Raw genomic sequence first — 17,696 nt, forward strand, 5'->3', positions numbered from 1 at the left:
AAAGCTACCGCTTAGTAGCAAGCCCGTGTACCGTCGTTTACATGTCACACGCAGCTGCCAAGGCCTCCATCGGCGACAGTGAGTTCGACCGCGACACCGCCATCACCGCACGCGCGGGCGAGCCCGGGGTGTACGACGCGGAACTCTCCGCCGGCTGGACGATCATCGCCGCCGTGAACGGCGGATACCTGCTGGCCCTGGTCGGCCGGGCCCTGTCGGCGGCCCTCCCGCACCCGGACCCGTTCACCGTCTCCGCGCACTACCTGACCTCCTCCGTGCCCGGCCCCGCCGTGATCCGCACCCAGGTCGTCCGCGTCGGCCGCACCCTGTCCACCGGCCAGGCCTCGCTGTTCCAGTACGACGAGAGCGGCGCCGAGATCGAACGCATCCGCGTCCTCGCCTCCTACGGCGACCTCGCGGCCCTGCCGGACGACGTGCGCACCGTCGCCGTGCCGCCCGCCATCCCCGCCTACGAGGACTGCATCGGCCCCGAGGCCGGCCCGGCCCCGATCCCCGGCAGCTCCGCCATCGTGGACCGGCTCCGGCTCCGGCTGGACCCGGCGACCGCCGGATGGGCCGTCGGCGCGCCCTCCGGCAAGGGCGAGATGCGGGCCTGGTTCGAGCTGGCCGACGGCCGCGACGCCGACCCGCTCTCCATGCTCCTGGCCGTCGACGCGCTCCCGCCGACCGCCTTCGACATGGGCCTGGTGGCCTGGACCCCGACCGTGGAACTCACCACGCACGTCCGCCGCCGCCCGGCGCCCGGCCCGCTCCGGGTCTCCATCACCACCCGCAACCTGGCCGGCGGCTTCCTGGAGGAAGACGCCGAGGTCTGGGACTCGTCGGACCACCTCGTCGCGCAGTCCCGCCAACTGGCCCGCGCCCTGCGCCCGGCCTGACACCGGCCTGACCCCGGCTGGCCCAGGACTCTCCGGCTTGGCCCCGACCTGACCTCGGCCCGGGTCCGGCCGGGGGATCCGGCAGCGCCGGGGGTGCCCCGCCGGCCACCACGGGGTCCCGCGGCGCAAGCGGCCACCGGCGCACTCGTAGAATCGGGGGATCATGGCCTACCTCGACCACGCCGCCACCACCCCGATGCTGCCGGAGGCCGCCGCGGCGATGACCGCGCAGTTCGCCGCCACGGGGAACGCCTCCTCCCTGCACGCCGCCGGCCGCCGGGCCCGCCGTACCGTGGAGGAGGCCCGCGAGGCCTTCGCCGAGGCGGTCGGCGCCCGCCCCAGCGAGGTGGTCTTCACCGCCGGCGGCACGGAGGCCGACAACCTCGCCGTCAAGGGCCTCTACTGGGCCCGCCGCGACGCCGACCCCGCCCGGAACCGGGTCATCGCCAGCCCCGTCGAGCACCACGCCGTGCTCGACGCCGTCCACTGGCTCGCCGAGCACGAGGGCGCGCAGGTCGAGTACCTGCCCGTGGACCGCTACGGGCGCGTCCACGCCGACGCCTTCCGCGAGGCCGTGGAGCGCAACCCCGACGACGTGGCCCTGGCCACCGTCATGTGGGCCAACAACGAGATCGGGACCGTCATGCCGGTCCGCGAACTGGCCGCCATCGCCCGCGAGTCCGGGATCCCGCTGCACTCCGACGCCGTCCAGGCCCTCGGTCAGCTCGACGTCCACTTCGCCGACAGCGGCCTCGCAGCCATGACCGTCAGCGGCCACAAGATCGGCGGCCCCTACGGCATCGGCGCACTGCTGCTCGGCCGCGACCAGAGCCCCGTACCCGTCCTGCACGGCGGCGGCCAGGAGCGGCACGTCCGCTCCGGCACCCTCGACGTCCCGGCCGTCGCCGCCTTCGCCGTGGCCGCCGTCCTCGCCGTCGAACGGCGCGAGCGGTTCGCCACCGAGATCGGCGCCCTGCGCGACGAGCTGGTCGCCGCCGTCCGCGCGGCCGTGCCCGACGCCGTCCTCGGGGGAGACCCCGACGAGCGCCTTCCCGCCAATGCCCACTTCAGCTTCCCCGGCTGCGAGGGCGACTCCCTGCTGCTCCTGCTCGACGCCCAGGGCATCGAGTGCTCCACCGGCTCCGCCTGCACCGCCGGCGTGGCCCAGCCCAGTCACGTCCTGCTGGCCGCCGGGACCGATCCGCAGCTGGCCCGCGGCACCCTGCGCTTCTCCCTCGGCCACACCTCCACCAAGGAGGACGTCGCGGCCCTGGCCGCGGCCATCGGCCCGGCGGTCGAGCGCGCCCGCACGGCGGGCCTCAGCTAGGAGCCGGAGCCTCAAGGGCCGCCCGGACCAGGCCGATGTAGCGGTTCCAGTCCCAGTGGCGGCCGGGATCGGTGTGGTCGGCGCCCGGGACCTCGGAGTGGCCGACTATGTGCGTGCGGTCCGCCGGTATGTCGTACCGGCGGCAGACGTCGGCCGCGAGCCGGGCCGAAGCCGCGTACATGGCGTCCGTGAAGTCCTGCGGGCGGTCCACGAAGCCCACGTGCTCGATGCCGACACTGCGCTCGTTCATCGAGCGGTTCCCCGCGTGGAAGGCCACGTCCAGCTCGCGCACCATCTGCTCCACGTGCCCGTCCCCGCGCACTATGTAGTGCGCCGACGCCTTGTGCCACGGGTTCTTGAAGGCGTCCACCGAGGACTCGAAGCCGCCCTGTGTGACGTGCACGACGATCCGGTCCACCCGGTAGTCGGCCGGGCGGTCCGCCTTGCGCCAGTTCGCCGGCGAGGCCGACGTCCAGCTCGCGCCCGCGTGGTCGAGCTCGCCCTCCTTGCGCGGCTTGTCCACACCCGGTATCAGCCACCAGGCACGGCCGATCTCCTCCCGGCCGGCCACCGCCGCCACCGCGAAGACCCCGAGCCCGCCGAAGAGCACGGCCCTGCGGGTCCGCCCCGGCGACTTCTTGCCCTTGTTCCCCTGCTCGACGATGTGATCCACCCCCCGTACCCCGACAACGCGCTGTGACCCCGCTCGGTTCCCCCGTACCCTGGACGGTGCTATGACTGAGAACCTGCCGCGCACCGACCGTCCCCTTCGCGTCCTGGCCGCCATGTCCGGGGGCGTGGACTCCGCCGTTGCCGCCGCCCGCGCCGTCGAAGCCGGGCACGACGTGACCGGCGTCCACCTCGCGCTCTCCGCGAACCCGCAGTCCTTCCGGACCGGCGCCCGCGGCTGCTGCACCATCGAGGACTCCCGCGACGCCCGCCGGGCCGCCGACGTCATCGGCATCCCGTTCTACGTCTGGGACCTCGCCGAGCGCTTCCGCGAGGACGTCGTCGAGGACTTCATCTCCGAGTACGAGGCCGGGCGCACCCCGAACCCGTGCCTGCGCTGCAACGAGAAGATCAAGTTCGCGGCGCTGCTCGACAAGGCCCTCGCGCTCGGCTTCGACGCCGTCTGCACCGGTCACTACGCGACCGTCGTGCTCACCGAGGACGGCTCCCGCGAGCTGCACCGCGCCTCCGACATGGCCAAGGACCAGTCGTACGTCCTCGGGGTCCTCGACGAGAAGCAGCTCGCCCACGCCCTCTTCCCGCTCGGTGACACCCTCACCACCAAGGAAGAGATCCGCGCCGAGGCCGAGGAGCGGGGGCTGGCCGTCGCGAAGAAGCCCGACAGCCACGACATCTGCTTCATCGCCGACGGCGACACCCAGGGCTTCCTCGCGAACCGCCTCGGCAAGGCCGAGGGCGACATCGTCGACGGGGCGACCGGCGAGAAGGTCGGCACCCACGACGGCGCCTTCGGCTTCACCATCGGCCAGCGCAAGGGCCTGCGCATCGGCCACCCCGCCCCCGACGGCAAGCCGCGCTACGTCCTCGACATCTCCCCGGTGAACAACACCGTCACCGTCGGCCCCGTCGAGGCCCTCGACGTCACCGCGCTCACCGCGATCCGCCCCCGCTGGTGCGGAGCCGTGGCCGCCGCCCCGGGCACCTACACCGCCCAGCTGCGCGCCCACGGCGGCGAGACCGAGGTCTTCGCCGAGGTCGTGGACGGCGAGCTGCGCGTCTCCTTCACCGAGCCGGTCCGCGGCGTGGCCCCCGGCCAGGCGATCGTGCTCTACGACGGCACCCGCGTGGTCGGCTCGGCCACCATCGCGACCACGACGCGGGCCGCCGCCACCGTCTGAGTGGGCCGCCTGCTTTGCCCCTCCGCCCTCACGACCCCCGTCAAGGTGGCCTGACGGCACGCTGGCGCATTGCTGCGGTAGGTCTTAGGCTGCCCAGTACGGATTACCCGTACGAAAGCGCCTAAGGCGGCGAATCGCTAGCCCGCCGCACTGGGAGGTCGGTCATGTTGCTCAGCTTCCGGGTGGCTAATCACCGGTCCATCCGAGACGAGCAAGAGCTCTCGCTCGTCGCGACGGAATTCAACGAGAGAACCGGTCGGGGAACGGGCACCCGCTCGGACGGCAAGCCCGTGTCGGTGCTTCCCGCGGTCGGAATCTTCGGGGCCAACGCGTCGGGCAAGTCCAACATCCTCAGTGCCATGCGCTTCATGCGGTCCGCGATCCTTGAATCGCTGGCTGACTGGGACCGGGGCCCAGGAGTCCCGCGGGAGCCCTTCGAACTCGCCGACGAAGCATCCGAGGACACCAGCCTCTTCGAAGTCGAGCTTCTGCTTGGCCGCGACGAGAAGATCCGGTACACCTACGGCTTCGAGCTCTCGGACGACCGGGTCGAGAGCGAGTGGCTCCACGCGTACCCGGCTGGCCGCCGCCAGGTGTGGTTCGACCGCGAAGCCGACAGGCCGGAGGCGGACGGGGGCGAGTTCCGGTTCCCGGGCACCGGACTGACCGGCCGCAAGGATCTCAAGGACCTCCTCGTCGCCACCACGCGGTCGAACGCCCTCTTCCTGACCGTCGGTGCGGCCCTGAACCACCCCCAGCTCTCCGCCGTCCACCGCTGGTTCCGCGACAACCTCTGGCTGGTGACCACCGGCAAGGACGTGGTGGAGCGCACGGCATGGACCCGTGAGCGGCTGACCGGCAGTCACGCGGCGGAGATGCGCGACCGCCTCGTCACGATGCTCACATCGGCTGACCTCGGTGTCACGGGAGTCGAGGTCGACCCCGAAACCGGGGACGTACAGTTGCTGCACCGTGGCGCGGCCGGCTCCGTACGGCCGCTGGACTTCTGGAAGCAGGAGTCTCTGGGCACACACGCGTGGTTCGCCTTCCTCGGGCCCCTGCTGACCATGCTGACCAGGAAGGGCGGTGGCGTGCTGCTCGCCGACGAGCTGGACTCCAGCCTGCACCCGCTGCTCGCGGCGGAGGTCGTCCGTCTCTTCCAGGACGAGGACGCCAACCCGGGGCTCGCGCAGCTGGTCTTCACCACGCATGACGCCACCCTGCTCGGCCCGTCCGTCGTGGAGCGCCCCCTCGACCGGGATCAGGTCTGGATCGCGGTCAAGGAGGGAAGTGGAGAGTCCTCCCTCTACCCGCTCCTCGCCGCCCGCAAGGCACGCAACGACGAGAACCTGGAGCGCCGGTACCTGCACGGCCACTACGGCGGGGTGCCGCGCCTGGCCACGGGTGAGGTCGCTCGCCAGCTCTCCGTGCTGGAAAGGCGCCTGGCGCAGCAGACGGAATCGGAACCGGAGTCGAAGGCGACGACGACAGCGTGAGCAGACCACCCGCGGAGAGCCGGCGCGTCAACCGGCGGAAGAATCGGCACGATGCGCCTCGGCCGATGCGGCGCGACCTTGGCTCCTATTCGGATGAGTCATCCCGGATCGTCTATGTCGCGGCCGAGGGGGAGCGGACCGAGGACGACTACATCAAGCTCCTCAACGACACCTACCGCGACGGTCCCGGGGAGAAGTTCTTCCTGCGCTTCTCCCCCGTCAGGAAGGGGCTGCGCCCGGACCAGGTCGTCGACCACGTGATCTCTCAGGCATCGAGCCCGCAGGACGAGAAGTGGGCACTCTTCGACCGGGACACCGAGGACAACCGCGACGACGCCATCCGTGACGCCATGCGCGATGCCGCTCAGAAGGGCGTGCAGGTAGCGCTGTCGCACCCGTCCATCGAGCTGTGGCTGCTGCTGCACTTCCAGCAGTTCACCAGCCAGGAGGAGGGCCGCAGCGGTGTGATCAAGGACCGGCTGCGCAAGCATCCGAAGGCCGAGGGCTTCGCCGAGTACGACACGAAGTCGGGCGGCCGGGGCAAGGGACTGGCGGGCCAGCGCGGACAGTCCCTCATCGGAAAAGAAAAGACGGCGGTCGACAACGCGCGCAAGCTTGTCGACATGTGCCCGCACGGCAGCTGCTCCGCGAAGAACCTCAACCTCGACAAGATCCCCGGTCCGGGTACTGAGACGTACGAGCAGTGGAACCGCCGCTCGGGCCACGCCGACGGCTGCGACCCGCTCAAGCGCGACCCGTCCACCGACCTGTGGCGTCTGCTCGCCTCGCTGGGCATCGGGACGCAGAAGCCCGGGCCGAACATCCGCCGACATTGAGCGGACGGTTTCCGTCAGGCACCCCAGCCCGACTACGCTGCCGGAGTTCTCCCGAAACTCCCACGGCTTACGAAGGACCGGTGCGTGGCTCGTATCACACTGCCCCAGCTGGAACGGCACCTCTTCTCGGCCGCGGACATCCTGCGTGGCCGGATGGACGCCTCGGAGTACCGCGACTACATCTTCGGGATGCTGTTCCTGAAGCGCTCCTCCGACGAGTTCCAGCCGGAGTGGGAGCGTGTCTACAAGCAGGCCATGGAGCAGACCAAAGACCGGGCGAAGGCTCTGGAGCGGGCCAACGACCCGGACAAGTACCCGCGAGTCTTCTACGTCCCGCCCCGGGCCCGCTGGTGGAAGGGCCCGCACGAGAACCCGGAGCAGCCCGAGCACCCGCTGCCCGGCCTCTCCATGCTGGTCGACAAGGTCGGAGAGAGCCTGGACCAGGCGCTGGTGGCCCTGCAGGGCAGCCACAGCCGGCTGGCGGGCGTGGCCTCGCACATCTCCTTCAACGAGATCGTCGGCACCAAGCCGCGCTTCACGAGCGCCGAGCTGCGCTCGCTCATCCGCCATTTCAGCCTGTACCGCCTGCGCAACGAGGACTTCGAGTTCCCCGACATGCTGGGCGCGGCGTACGAGTACCTGCTCGCCCGGTTCGCCGACTCGGCGGGCCAGCGCGGTGGTGAGTTCTACACCCCGCGCGAGGTCGTGCGGATGATGGTCCGCCTTGTCGACCCGCAGCCCGGGGACAGCGTCTACGACCCCTGCGCGGGATCGGGCGGCATGCTGATCGCGGCGCATGAGCACGTGGAGGAACACGGCGGATCGCCGGACGACCTGTCGATCAACGGTCAGGACAAGAACGGCCCCTCCTGGTCCATGGCCAGCATGAACATGGTCCTCCACGGCATCCGTGAGTTCGATCTCCAACACGGCGACACCCTGACCGAGCCCCTGCACCTGACCCCGGCCGGGCGCCTGCGTACCTTCACCAAGGTGCTGTCGAACCCGCCGTTCTCGCTGAACTACGACGCCGAGCTCGTCGCCAAGGCCGACGACAAGCACGGCTGGCGGATGAAGTGGGGCGACACCCCGGAGAACGGCAAGAAGGCCGACCTCATGTTCGTCCAGCACATGATCTCCGTGCTGGAGGCGCGGGGCACGGCTGCCACGGTCATGCCGCACGGTGTGCTGTTCCGCAGCGGCAAGGAGCGGGACATCCGCGTCAAGCTGCTGGAGGACGACTGCATCGAGGCCGTGATCGGTCTCGGCCCCAACCTCTTCTACGGGACGGGCATCCCGGCCTGCATCCTGGTCCTGCGGCCTCCGCACCGCAAGCGCGGCCAGCGGGAGGGGCATGTCCTCTTCATCAACGCGGACCGCGACTTCCGGGCCGTGCGCAACCAGAACGAACTCGGCCCCGAGCACGTCGAGAAGATCGCGACGGTCTTCAAGCACTGGCGGGAGGAGCCGGGCTACTCGCGCGCGGTGAGCGTCGAGGACCTGCTCGCCGCCGACGCCAATCTGAACATCCGCCGCTGGGTGGACAACTCCCCGCCCGCGGAGCCCCAGGATGTCCGCGCGCACCTGTACGGCGGGGTGCCGAAGTCCGAGATCGAGGCGAAGGCGAAGCTGTTCGCGGCGTACGGCGTCGACTCGGCGGCGCTCTTCGCTCCGCGTGCCGACGACGAGGAGTACGTCGACTTCCTCCCGGAGGGCCCGGAGGCGACGGCTGCCCGAGTCCCCGCGCTGACAGCGGCGAAGGAAGCGGCGCTGCGGGAGACGTACGAGAAGTGGTGGTCGGAGCAGAGCGCCCACTTCTCGGCGTTGATCGCGAACCAGCGCCTGATGAAGCTGCGTGATCAGTTGGTTTCCGACTTCACCAAGGCCATCGGCAAGCCCGGAGTGTTGGACGAGTACACGACGGCCGGCATCATGGCCGACTGGTGGACGGTCACGCGCTACGACCTGAAGGCGCTTGCGGCAGGCGGGTACGAGCGCGTACTCGACGGCTGGGTCGACTCGGTAGAGACGATGATCGAACCGGTCGTACCGGAGACGGACGAGCCCAGCACCGGTTCCGGCGCCGGACGTGGCCGGGGCCGTACGAAGACCTCCGTCTCGGCTGCGGATCGCCGCCGCGCGATGGACGAGCCGGTGGTCCGGGTGCTGATCCCGGAGTTCCTGGCCGAGGTGTCCCGCGCGGATGAGGCCTTGGCTGCGGCTGATGCGGCCTGCAAGACGGCAGTGGAAGAACTGGCCACCGCCCAGCCCCCCACCGCAGACCCTGATGGGGACGCCGAAGAGGACGCGGAGGAGCGAACCCCGGTCGCCCCCGAGGAGCTGGCTCGGTTGGAGGCTGTGGTCGCCCGCTGCCGCAAGGACCGCACGGCGGCATCGAAGAAGCGCTCGGCACTGGACGCGCGCTTCCTCTCTGCCTTGAAGGCCGCCGCCAAGCTCGCGAAGGAAGAGGACGGCGGCGCGCAGAGCGTGGTCCTGTCCGTGCTGGACACCGCCGTGTTTACCCGCCTTGACGCGGCAGTCGCCGCGGGCCGCCGCGAACTGGTCGCGTCCGTACAGCGGTGGGCGAAGAAGTACGCCGTCTCGCTCGAGGACCTTGAGACGGAGAGTATCGGCGCGGCGGGCGAGTTCGGCACTTGGCTGAAGGAGCTTGGCTATGCGCGGTAGTTTCGTCGAACTCGACGATCTGCTCTGCCGTATCGAGGCCGGCAAGAGCCCAATGGCTGATGACGTTCCTGCTGGCCATGGCGAGTGGGGCGTGCTCAAGGTTAGCGCGATCCAGGGGGGCCGGTTCGTAGCGAGAGAGAATAAAGCCGTTCGCGACGCGTCGCTGATTCAACCGCTGTACGAGGTGCGGCCCGGCGATCTGCTGATGACGCGTGCCAACACCGAGGAACTCGTTGGCCTCGCCTGCGTTGCCGTTGCTCCTCCTCCGCGCCTCATGCTCAGTGACAAGACCTTGCGCCTCGTCGTGAACGAATCGCTAGCTGATCCGGCTTTCTTGGCCCTCGTGCTGGCGCAACCGTCTCTCCGGCAGCGGATCCGGTCGCTGGCCACTGGGACAAGCGGCAGCATGAAGAACATCGGCCAAGAACAGATCCGGCGGCTACCAGTGCCGGATATCTCACTCGCTGAACAGCGCCGAATCGTGGCCGCCTACGAGGCGATCGAGCGTCGCATCGCCGTGCTGGAGCGTGTATGTGACAAGCGTCGAACAGTGCAGAGTGCTCTGATCGCCCGGTCATCCGTTCCTGGGAACCGTAGGATCCCGCTCAAGTCGTGGCTCCAGCGGATCGAGGCTGGCAAGAGCCCTCTTGCTGAAGGTTTCCCGGCCGGACCCGGTGAGTGGGGGGTGCTCAGGGTCAGCGCGGTGCAAGCCGGTCGCTTTGTCGCACGTGAGAACAAGGTCCTCCGCGATCCTTCCCTGATCAGCCCGCAGTATGAAGTCAGGGAGGGAGACCTGCTGATGACTCGCGCCAACACCGAGGACCTTGTCGGCCTCGCGTGTGTGGCGCATCAACCGCCACCCAGACTCATGATGAGCGACAAGACCCTGAGGCTTGTGCTTGATGAGTCGGTTGCGGTCGCCGCATACGTCGAGGCCGTCTTGGCGAGCTCGGAAGTCCGTGTACAGATCAAGGCGGCGGCGACAGGTACGAGTGGCAGCATGAAGAACATCGGTCAGGCAGCTATTGAGCGACTGGCCGTGCCGGACGTTCCAGTTCATGAGCAAAGGCGCGTATCCGACGCGTTGCTGTGGAGCAGGAAGCAAGTCGAAGTTCTGGGAAGGCAGATTGAGAAGCTACATGTGGTGCAGCAGGGGCTCGTTGAGGACCTGCTGAGTGGCCGAGTGCGCGTGCCGTTGGGCTGACGTCCGGAACGGCTCAGCTGCTCGTCCGCGCGGCACTGGTAATCAGCGCTGCGAGTGCAGTCCTGTTGGTCGTGATGACGCGGGTGGGGAAGACGCTGTCCCGGATCGCCACACCATCGCCCTCGCAGACTGCCACCTCGACGCAGTTGTTGCCTCCAGCGTCGGAGTACGACGACTTGAACCAGACCAGCTCGGACAAGAGCGCTACCTCTTACAGTTCTCTGGCAATCGCACGGATGAAGTCCCTTGACGCCTTCGGAGTCAACGCCTTTTTCTCCACCAAGTCCAGCCGGGTACGGAAGTGAGCCAACTGTGTGGGCGCGTCGATGAAGACTGCCCCGGTCGGGGAATCCATGTGGACTGTGTCCAGATGCTGGTTGGTGGCCTCCGCGTAGAGGACTGACGAGTCCCCCATGAGCGGGAACCCTTCTGCCGCGAACGGGATGACGAGGAAGGTCACGTTGGCGCGCTCGCTCGACTCGGCGAGATGGTTGAGCTGAGCCTGAGCCACCGCTCTGCCGCCGAGTTGCATCCGCAGGGCGGCCTCGTGGATCACGCCGACGTACGGGGTGGTGCCGTCTCCAGTCACCACGCCCTGGCGGGCCAGACGATGAGCGACACGCAGTTCCACCTCCAGGCGCGGTAGAGGCGGGGTGAAGAGTTCGAAGATCGCTCGGGAGTGATCCTCGGTCTGAAACAGGCCTGGGAGATGTGTCGTCTGTACCGTTCGCAGTCGGATCGCGTCCTGCTCAAGTTCAGAGACGTCCAGAAACCCGGTAGGGATCTTCCCTCGGTACTCCTCCCACCACACGCCCTTGCGTCCACCCGTCATGGAGGCAAGAGCCTCGATCAAGCCGGCGTCGTCGCACTCGTAGATGCTTGCGAGCCGGCGAAGACGCTCCTCGCTGATACCGAAGCGCCCGGCCTCGATGTTGGAGATCACGGTGCGGTCGGTTCCGAGGAGGCTCGCAGCTGTGGGCGCCGTCATGTCTGCGGCCTTGCGAAGCCGTCGAAGTTCGGCGCCGAACCGACGTTGGCGGATGGTGGGGGCATGCCTGGGGGCCATTCAACTCTCCTTGCTCGCGCACAGTTTGCCGATGCGGGTGGTGCCAGTCCACTGGAACGTAAATATTCACTCGTTAAAGCGAGATGGGTAGCACCGTTATGCAGAACGTGGCTACGGTGTGAGGCAAGCCACAACAATCCCACCGCCCGAGTCGCCGGAAGCGCACCGGATGCCCGGCCCGTCAAGGGGTCGGCACCGGCAAGCCACCGGCACGGAGTGGACGTTGCTAACGCGACGCGTGGCCGACGCAATGGCCCGTCACGCCGCACATGGAGGTGCCCGCGTGGAACCGGAAGTAGAAGGAAGCCCAGCGCACAGTCCGACCCCGTCGCCGATTCCGTACGCCGAACCCTGGGAGTACGAGCTCCGCTTCCCCCGCGATCCCCGGGCGCCCTGGATCGCTCGCACCACCCTCCGTGCCGTGCTCGACGCGCACGGGCTGGACGAACTCGCCGACCGCGCCGAGCTCTTGACCTCCGAACTCGCCACCAACTCCGTCCGGCACACCAAGGGGCCCGCCTCCGTACGGCTGCGCTGGGCGCACCCCGTGCTGAGGGTCAGTGTGTCCGACAGCAGTCCGGTGTTCCCGATGGAGTTCCCGGCGCCTGACGGGGACGCCGAAGGCGGACGGGGGCTGGTGATACTCGAACTCATCGCGGACCAGTGGGGCGGCTGCTGTCCGGACGAGACCCTGTTCGGGGTCGGCGGCAAGACCATCTGGTTCGAACTCCGGGCGGCCGACGACGGGTCCCCGCCCCCGGCCGTCGCCGCCCTCGCGGCCTGAACTCCGCGTCCCCCCGGGCCTGTCCAGCCCGTAGGTAAAGTGGCTCCTACCCCTGTTCGACAGCGACAGGGGTGGGGCGACGTACGACCACGGGGCGGGGAGACCAGGAATGGCGCAGCCGGAGTACGACAAGGTCGAAGGGCCGCTCATCGGTCAGCTGGTCGCCATGGGGTGGCGCCATCTGGAGGGCGCGCCTGCGGGAGAGCCGGCGAACGACCCTGCTCGGTCCGGGCGGGACTCGTTCGAGGAGGTCGTGTACGCCGACCTGTTCCGCGCCGCCGTGGCCCGTATCAACCCTGGACGGGACTGCGAGACCTGGCTCACCGACGCCCAGCTGGACCACCTCCTCGCACTCCTCCTCGGCACCGCGCCGGGCCAGGGCCCGGCCGAGCGCGGAGTGGCCGGTAACCTCCACGTCACCCGGATGCTGCGCGAGGGGATCAACGCGCGCACGCTCCCCGGGTGGAGCAAGGGCGACCCGGAGCATGTCCGACTGGTCGACTGGAACGGGGAGTTCCCCGAACTGGGCGACGCCGGAACCGGCAATGACCTGCTCGCGGTTTCCCAGTTCAAGGTGCAGCGGCGCGGGGCCCCTGACGTGACCCCCGACCTCGCCCTGTTCGTCAACGGCCTGCCCTGGGTGGTCATAGAGTGCAAGGCTCCGCTGGCGAGCCTTGCTGACAAGCGGTTCGCCATCGACTGGGCCGTCGAGGACGTGATCGGTTACGCCGGCGCCGACGAGGACGAGGCCGTCGCCGAGTTCGTCCGCTTCGCGCAGGTGCTGGTGGCCACCGACCGGGACCACGCCGAGCTCGGCACCGTGAGCGCGGAGCCGGAGCACTTCGCGCCGTGGCGGACCGTGTACCCAGCACCGCAGGGGAAAGTACGGGCCGAGGCCGCCGTGCCCGAGAGTCGCCGGGAACTCCACGCCCAGGAGACCCTGGTCGGCGGCGTGCTCCGCCCGGCGCACCTGCTGGCCCTGGTCAGGGACTTCACCACCGAGGCCGGGCGCGGCCCCCGCACGGTCAAGGTGATCGGCCGCTACCAGCAGTTCCGCGCCGTACACAAGATCGCGAAACGGTTGCGGGACCGGCGACGAGCCATCGCCGAGGGCCGGGACGTCGACCAGCGCGGCGGAGTCACCTGGCACACCCAGGGCTCGGGCAAGTCCCTCACCATGGCCTTCCTCGTCCGCTACCTGCGCAGCAGCAGCGACCTGGCCCGCCACAAGGTCGTCGTCGTAACCGACCGGAGGGATCTAGAACAGCAGATCAGCCAGAGTCTGGCCGCTGCCGACGAGAAGATCTACCACCCAGGGTCGGTGGAATCCGCCCGCAGCTACCTGGGGGTCGACGTACCGGACGTCGTCCTGGTCATGCTGCAGAAGGCCCGCCGGGACGACACCGCCTTCGACGGCCGGGACGAGGTGCTGGCTGACTCCCCTGACGGACAGGACCGGCTCCACAACCGGGTGGCGAACGCGAGCTCCGACATCGTCGTCCTGATCGACGAGGCGCACCGGGGCCAGAGCGCCTGGCAGCACGCCCGCCTGCGCGCCATGCTTCCCAACGCTGCCATGGTCGGCTTCACCGGTACTCCGATCCTCAGCGGGGCCCGCAAGAGCACCGAGGACATCTTCGGCGGGTTCGCGGACACCTACACCCTTCGGGACGCCGAGGTCGACGGCGCCGTCGTCCCCGTCCGCTACGAGGCCCACCAGGTCGACTTGGAGGTCATCGAGAAGGCTGGGCTGGACGCTGGTTTCGACAAGCAGGTCCCCAGCGACCCCGAGAAGCGGCGCCGGGTGCTGCGGACGTTCGGCCGTAGGAAGGAGGTCCTCGAATCGCCCTCGGTGATCGCCGCGAAGGCCGACCACATGGTGCGGCACTGGGCCTCGGGCGCCATGCCGGACGGGTTCGGGGCCCAGGTCGTGGCCGTGTCCCGGCGCGCCGCCGTGGCGTACCACGAGGCCATCGCGAAAGCGCTGAGCCGCCTGGTGGCGGACCTGGACGGGCTGGGCGGCGATGCCCACGACCCGGCGCCCGTCCTTGAGGGGGAAGTCGACCTCACCGGCCTTCTCCGCTACCGGAACGTTCTCGCCTCCATCGACGCCGCCGTGGTCATCTCGAAATCACAGAAGCACGGAGCGGGCAAGGACCCCAAGGACTGGGACCCGTGGACCCGGCCGAACAGCCAGAAGGCGAACATCGACCGGTTCCGGCGTGGCGTTCCGGTGCCCGACCCCTTCGACGTGGGCGACGATCCGTCCTGGACGGCCCAGACGCACGGGAAGCCACACAGCGGTGTGCACTCGGGGTCGGATGGCTCGGCTCATGACCCATGGCACGGTGGGGGCGGGGAGGACCACGGCGACGGGCAGCGGCGGCCGGGCGGCAAGGACACCGAACGGCCCCTGGGATTCCTGGTGGTCACGTCCATGCTGCTCACCGGTTTCGACGCCCCTGTGGAACAGGTCCTCTACCTCGACCGCCCGCTCTTCGGTGCCGGCCTGCTCCAGGCGATCGCCCGTACCAACCGCCCCTACGCGAAGAAGGAGTGGGGCCAAGTCGTCGACTACGTCGGTGTAGGACCCGAACTGGCGAAGTCGATGGCCGAGTACGAGGAGGCGGATCTGCGCGAGGTGCTCGGATACCAGGACGTGTCGTTCGACCACCTGGACCCCGACACCCACGCCGACGGGGAGCAGCCGGCCACGGGCAGGATGTGGCTCCAGACCGACGCGGCGGCCGACGCCCTCCTCGCCGATCTTTACAAGCGGCTCGCCGACTTCCTGGGCATCCGGGGCGCCGGTGATCTCAGCGACGAGCGGCAGCGCGAGGACCTGCTCGCCGCTCTGGAGGACCCGTACCTGCGGGGCGAGTTCGACGAACTGGCCCGCGACTTCTTCAACGCGCTCAACGCCGTACTGCCCCGGCCGCTCGCGCTCCGGTACGAGGCGTTCGCCGGCCTGCTCGGCGAGGTGCAGTACCTCGCCCGCGTGCGCTACCTCGACGGCCGGGACCAGTTCAGCCCACGCCGCTACGGGGCCAAGGTGCGTGCGCTGATCGCCGCGCACCTCAAGGCGACCCGGATCGTGGAACGCGTCCCGCAGGTGGAGCTCAGCGCGCCCGACTTCATGGAACGGGTCGACGCCAACACCGATCCGCGGGCGCGGATCTCGTACCTCACCAGCCGGATCCACACCCACATCACTGCGCGGCTGGAGACGGGCCTGAGCCAGTACGAGCAGTTCAGCCAGCGCTTGGAGGCCGTCATCCAGCGGATGGGTACGGAATTCGAGGAGGCCGTCGCCGCTCTCTCCGTGCTTGCAGGCGACATCATCGCCTCGGAGCAGGACGGGGGGCAGGAGTCCGGCACGGGGCTGGACCGGTGGACCGAGGGGCCGGTGTACGCCGTGCTGGCCCGGAAGGCGGACTCCGAAGGCGGCCCGGTGGTTCCGGATGGAATCGACCTTTACCAGGCTGCGCGAGATGTGACCTGGAAGATCGCCGGGCTGGTGCGCTCGCCGAACTTCACCACCCTGACCGATGCCCGGGAACGGGTACGCAAGGAGCTTCGGAACTATCTGGAGGCCGAACTGCACATCGACTGGACTGATACCGGGCCGATTGCGAACCTGCTGGTCGAGCTCGCGTTGCACCGGCATGACGACTTCTTGCGCTACCCGACGCGCCACGACCGCTGAGCGGGTGTCGTCCCACTGTCCGAGCCGGGTGGTAGGAATGCCGGGTGAGTACCTCAGTCCAGCAGGCGATCGCCTCCCTTCCCCTCCCCGACGGGTGGAGCTGGCGCGTCGAGTCCCGGCCCCGGCGCCGGACCCTGGGGATCGAGATCACGCCGGACGGGGAGGTGCTCTTCGCCGTCCCGGCGGACGCGGACCCACGAGCGGTGGCCGCCGCCGTCCGGTCCCGGCTGCCGCGGCTGGCGGATGAGGTCGGGCGCCGCCACGCCCGTCCCGCCGAGCCGGTCAAGGAGCTCGTCGGCGGCAGCAGCTTCGCCTACCTCGGGCGCCGGTACCGGCTCAGGCCGGTACCGGCGGGCCCGGGGGCGCGCGTGCGGCTGCGTGCGGGGTGGCTGGAGCTACCTCAGTACGGCACACCGGCGGCAGGGTCGGAGGCCCTCGCCGAGTGGTACACGGATCGGGGAAGGCGGTGGCTCGCCCCCCGCGCTCCCGCGGTCGCCCTGCGCATCGGGGTGCGACCTACAGGCATCACAGTGGGCGACCTCGGCCAGCGGTGGGGATCCTGCACCCCGGACGGCTTCATCACGGTTCACTGGGCGGTCCTGCAGATGCCCGCCGACCTGGTGGACTTCGTGCTCATCCACGAACTCTGCCATGTGAAGCAGCCGGGGCACGGCCCGGCCTTCCGGCGGGCGATGAGTCTCGCCCTCCCCGACTTCGAACGGCGTGAGGCATGGTTCGAGCGGGACGAACCGTTCCTGTGGCGTGGGGCCGTCAGGTAGGTGTGGACCGCGCTCAGGCGACCGTCAGGACGATCTTGCCGGTGGTGCGGCCCTGCTCGCCGATCTCGTGGGCCTTCGCGGCCTGCTCCAACGGCAACACCGTGTCGACCAGCGGCTTCAGCAGGCCCTGCTCGACGAGCGCCGCGATCTCCCGCAGGCCGCCCAGGTCCGGCTCCACCAGGACCCAGGAGGCGTGCACCCCCTGCGGATCGGCCGGGAGGGAGTCGGGGCCGGGCAGGGTCACCAGGTGGCCGCCGGCCTTGAGGACCTTCAGCGAGCGCCGCGTGTAGTCCCCGCCGATGGCGTCGATCACCACGTCCACGTCGGCGACGGCGTCCTCGAAGTCCGTGGTGCGGTAGTCGATCACCTCGTCGGCGCCGAGCTCGCGCAGCAGCGCGTGCTTGCCCGCGCTCGCGGTGCCGATCACGTACGCGCCGCGGGCCTTGGCGATCTGCACCGCCAGGTGGCCCACCCCGCCGGCCGCCGCGTGCACCAGCACCCGCTGTCCGGCGCTCACCCCCGCGGTGTCCACCAGGGCCTGCCAGGCGGTCAGCGCGGCCAGCGGCAGCGCCGCGGCCTGTACGTGGTCCAGCGCAGCCGGCTTGGGGGCGAAGTGCCGGGCGGGGGCCGTCACGTACTCGGCGTACGCGCCGGCCTGCTGCGGGAAGCGGGGCATCCCGTAGACCTCGTCGCCCACCCGGTACAGGGTCACGCCCGGTCCCACGGCCTCGACGGTGCCGGACACGTCCCAGCCGACCGCCGGCACCGGGCCCCAGGGGATCAGGGCGCCGCTCTCGCGCGTCTTCCAGTCCACCGGGTTGACCCCGGCGGCGTGGACCCGGACCAGGACCTCGCCCATACCGGGCTCCGGACGCTCGGCCTCGGTCTCGACGAGGACCTCGGGTCCGCCCCACTTGCTGATGACGACGGCACGCATGACTTGTCTCCTTGCTGGGTTCTTGCCGGCCGGTGGCCCGGCCGATGACCTCACCCTCCCCGCTCGCCGCCCCTCGCAGTGTTGGCCGTACGGCCACCATGTGTCAGGA

General features: G+C 69.8%; 14 protein-coding genes. 10 read left to right on the forward strand and 4 right to left on the reverse strand.

The annotated features are described in order from the left end of the window. The first annotated feature begins 41 nt into the window (after positions 1–41). Both OG594_RS30500 and OG594_RS30505 read left to right on the forward strand, forming a co-directional pair. A complete protein-coding gene (locus OG594_RS30500; protein WP_189742916.1) occupies positions 42–899 on the forward strand; it encodes a thioesterase family protein in 858 nt (285 codons plus the stop codon). 163 nt (positions 900–1,062) lie between these two features. Beyond that, the gene (locus OG594_RS30505; protein ID WP_266605181.1) at positions 1,063–2,226 is read left to right on the forward strand and encodes a cysteine desulfurase family protein; all 1,164 of its coding nucleotides are present in this window, start codon (positions 1,063–1,065) and stop codon (positions 2,224–2,226) included. On the opposite strand, the gene OG594_RS30510 is transcribed toward OG594_RS30505, so the two are convergent. Then, complete coding sequence (locus tag OG594_RS30510; protein ID WP_266605183.1) at positions 2,219–2,899, reverse strand: N-acetylmuramoyl-L-alanine amidase; 681 nt, start codon at positions 2,897–2,899, stop codon at positions 2,219–2,221. The genes OG594_RS30505 and OG594_RS30510 overlap by 8 nt on opposite strands. A gap of 61 nt (positions 2,900–2,960) precedes the next feature. Here OG594_RS30510 and mnmA point away from each other — a divergent pair, with 61 nt between their 5' ends. The 5 genes from mnmA to OG594_RS30535 all read left to right on the forward strand — a co-directional run bounded on the left by mnmA (position 2,961) and on the right by OG594_RS30535 (position 10,315). Next, complete coding sequence (mnmA, locus tag OG594_RS30515; RefSeq protein ID WP_266605185.1) at positions 2,961–4,094, forward strand: tRNA 2-thiouridine(34) synthase MnmA; 1,134 nt, start codon at positions 2,961–2,963, stop codon at positions 4,092–4,094. A gap of 290 nt (positions 4,095–4,384) precedes the next feature. Next, positions 4,385–5,590, forward strand: coding sequence for an ATP/GTP-binding protein (locus OG594_RS30520; protein WP_266605187.1), 1,206 nt, complete (start codon positions 4,385–4,387; stop codon positions 5,588–5,590). Between the two features lie 65 nt (positions 5,591–5,655). Beyond that, positions 5,656–6,426 carry an RloB family protein gene (locus OG594_RS30525; protein ID WP_266605189.1) on the forward strand — a complete coding sequence of 257 codons (771 nt, stop codon included), beginning with the start codon at positions 5,656–5,658 and terminating at the stop codon, positions 6,424–6,426. An 84-nt stretch (positions 6,427–6,510) separates the two neighbouring features. Then, positions 6,511–9,111, forward strand: coding sequence for a type I restriction-modification system subunit M (locus OG594_RS30530; RefSeq protein ID WP_266605191.1), 2,601 nt, complete (start codon positions 6,511–6,513; stop codon positions 9,109–9,111). Continuing rightward, positions 9,101–10,315, forward strand: coding sequence for a hypothetical protein (locus tag OG594_RS30535; protein ID WP_266605193.1), 1,215 nt, complete (start codon positions 9,101–9,103; stop codon positions 10,313–10,315). Before OG594_RS30530 ends, OG594_RS30535 begins: the two co-directional genes overlap by 11 nt. A 13-nt stretch (positions 10,316–10,328) precedes the next feature. Here OG594_RS30535 and OG594_RS30540 read toward each other — a convergent pair whose 3' ends face one another. After that, positions 10,329–10,514, reverse strand: coding sequence for a DUF397 domain-containing protein (locus OG594_RS30540; RefSeq protein ID WP_266605195.1), 186 nt, complete (start codon positions 10,512–10,514; stop codon positions 10,329–10,331). Positions 10,515–10,526: 12 nt separating this feature from the next. Further along, positions 10,527–11,381 carry a helix-turn-helix transcriptional regulator gene (locus tag OG594_RS30545; RefSeq protein WP_266605197.1) on the reverse strand — a complete coding sequence of 285 codons (855 nt, stop codon included), beginning with the start codon at positions 11,379–11,381 and terminating at the stop codon, positions 10,527–10,529. 334 nt (positions 11,382–11,715) lie between these two features. Between OG594_RS30545 and OG594_RS30550 the strand changes: the two genes are divergently transcribed. The 3 genes from OG594_RS30550 to OG594_RS30560 all read left to right on the forward strand — a co-directional run bounded on the left by OG594_RS30550 (position 11,716) and on the right by OG594_RS30560 (position 16,650). Continuing rightward, positions 11,716–12,165: an ATP-binding protein gene (locus OG594_RS30550; RefSeq protein WP_266606641.1), complete on the forward strand. Its 450-nt coding sequence runs from the start codon at positions 11,716–11,718 to the stop codon at positions 12,163–12,165. A 109-nt stretch (positions 12,166–12,274) separates the two neighbouring features. Beyond that, positions 12,275–15,871: a type I restriction endonuclease subunit R gene (locus tag OG594_RS30555; protein WP_266605199.1), complete on the forward strand. Its 3,597-nt coding sequence runs from the start codon at positions 12,275–12,277 to the stop codon at positions 15,869–15,871. Positions 15,872–15,915: 44 nt separating this feature from the next. Beyond that, the gene (locus tag OG594_RS30560) at positions 15,916–16,650 is read left to right on the forward strand and encodes a M48 family metallopeptidase (RefSeq protein ID WP_266605201.1); all 735 of its coding nucleotides are present in this window, start codon (positions 15,916–15,918) and stop codon (positions 16,648–16,650) included. 13 nt (positions 16,651–16,663) lie between these two features. Here the strand turns inward: OG594_RS30560 and OG594_RS30565 are convergent, their stop codons facing one another. Then, positions 16,664–17,587, reverse strand: coding sequence for an NADP-dependent oxidoreductase (locus tag OG594_RS30565; RefSeq protein WP_266605203.1), 924 nt, complete (start codon positions 17,585–17,587; stop codon positions 16,664–16,666). Between the last annotated feature and the right edge of the window lie 109 nt (positions 17,588–17,696).

Source organism: Streptomyces sp. NBC_01214 (genome assembly GCF_026340975.1).
Lineage (GTDB): Bacteria > Actinomycetota > Actinomycetes > Streptomycetales > Streptomycetaceae > Streptomyces.

Coding starts and splice junctions, on each gene's coding strand:
- OG594_RS30505 (WP_266605181.1), top strand. CDS start 1,063: ATGGCCTACCTCGACCACGCCGCCACCACCCCGATGCTGCCGGAGGCC.
- OG594_RS30565 (WP_266605203.1), bottom strand. CDS start 17,587: ATGCGTGCCGTCGTCATCAGCAAGTGGGGCGGACCCGAGGTCCTCGTC.
- OG594_RS30535 (WP_266605193.1), top strand. CDS start 9,101: ATGCGCGGTAGTTTCGTCGAACTCGACGATCTGCTCTGCCGTATCGAG.
- OG594_RS30545 (WP_266605197.1), bottom strand. CDS start 11,381: ATGGCCCCCAGGCATGCCCCCACCATCCGCCAACGTCGGTTCGGCGCC.
- mnmA (WP_266605185.1), top strand. CDS start 2,961: ATGACTGAGAACCTGCCGCGCACCGACCGTCCCCTTCGCGTCCTGGCC.
- OG594_RS30555 (WP_266605199.1), top strand. CDS start 12,275: ATGGCGCAGCCGGAGTACGACAAGGTCGAAGGGCCGCTCATCGGTCAG.
- OG594_RS30525 (WP_266605189.1), top strand. CDS start 5,656: ATGCGGCGCGACCTTGGCTCCTATTCGGATGAGTCATCCCGGATCGTC.
- OG594_RS30500 (WP_189742916.1), top strand. CDS start 42: ATGTCACACGCAGCTGCCAAGGCCTCCATCGGCGACAGTGAGTTCGAC.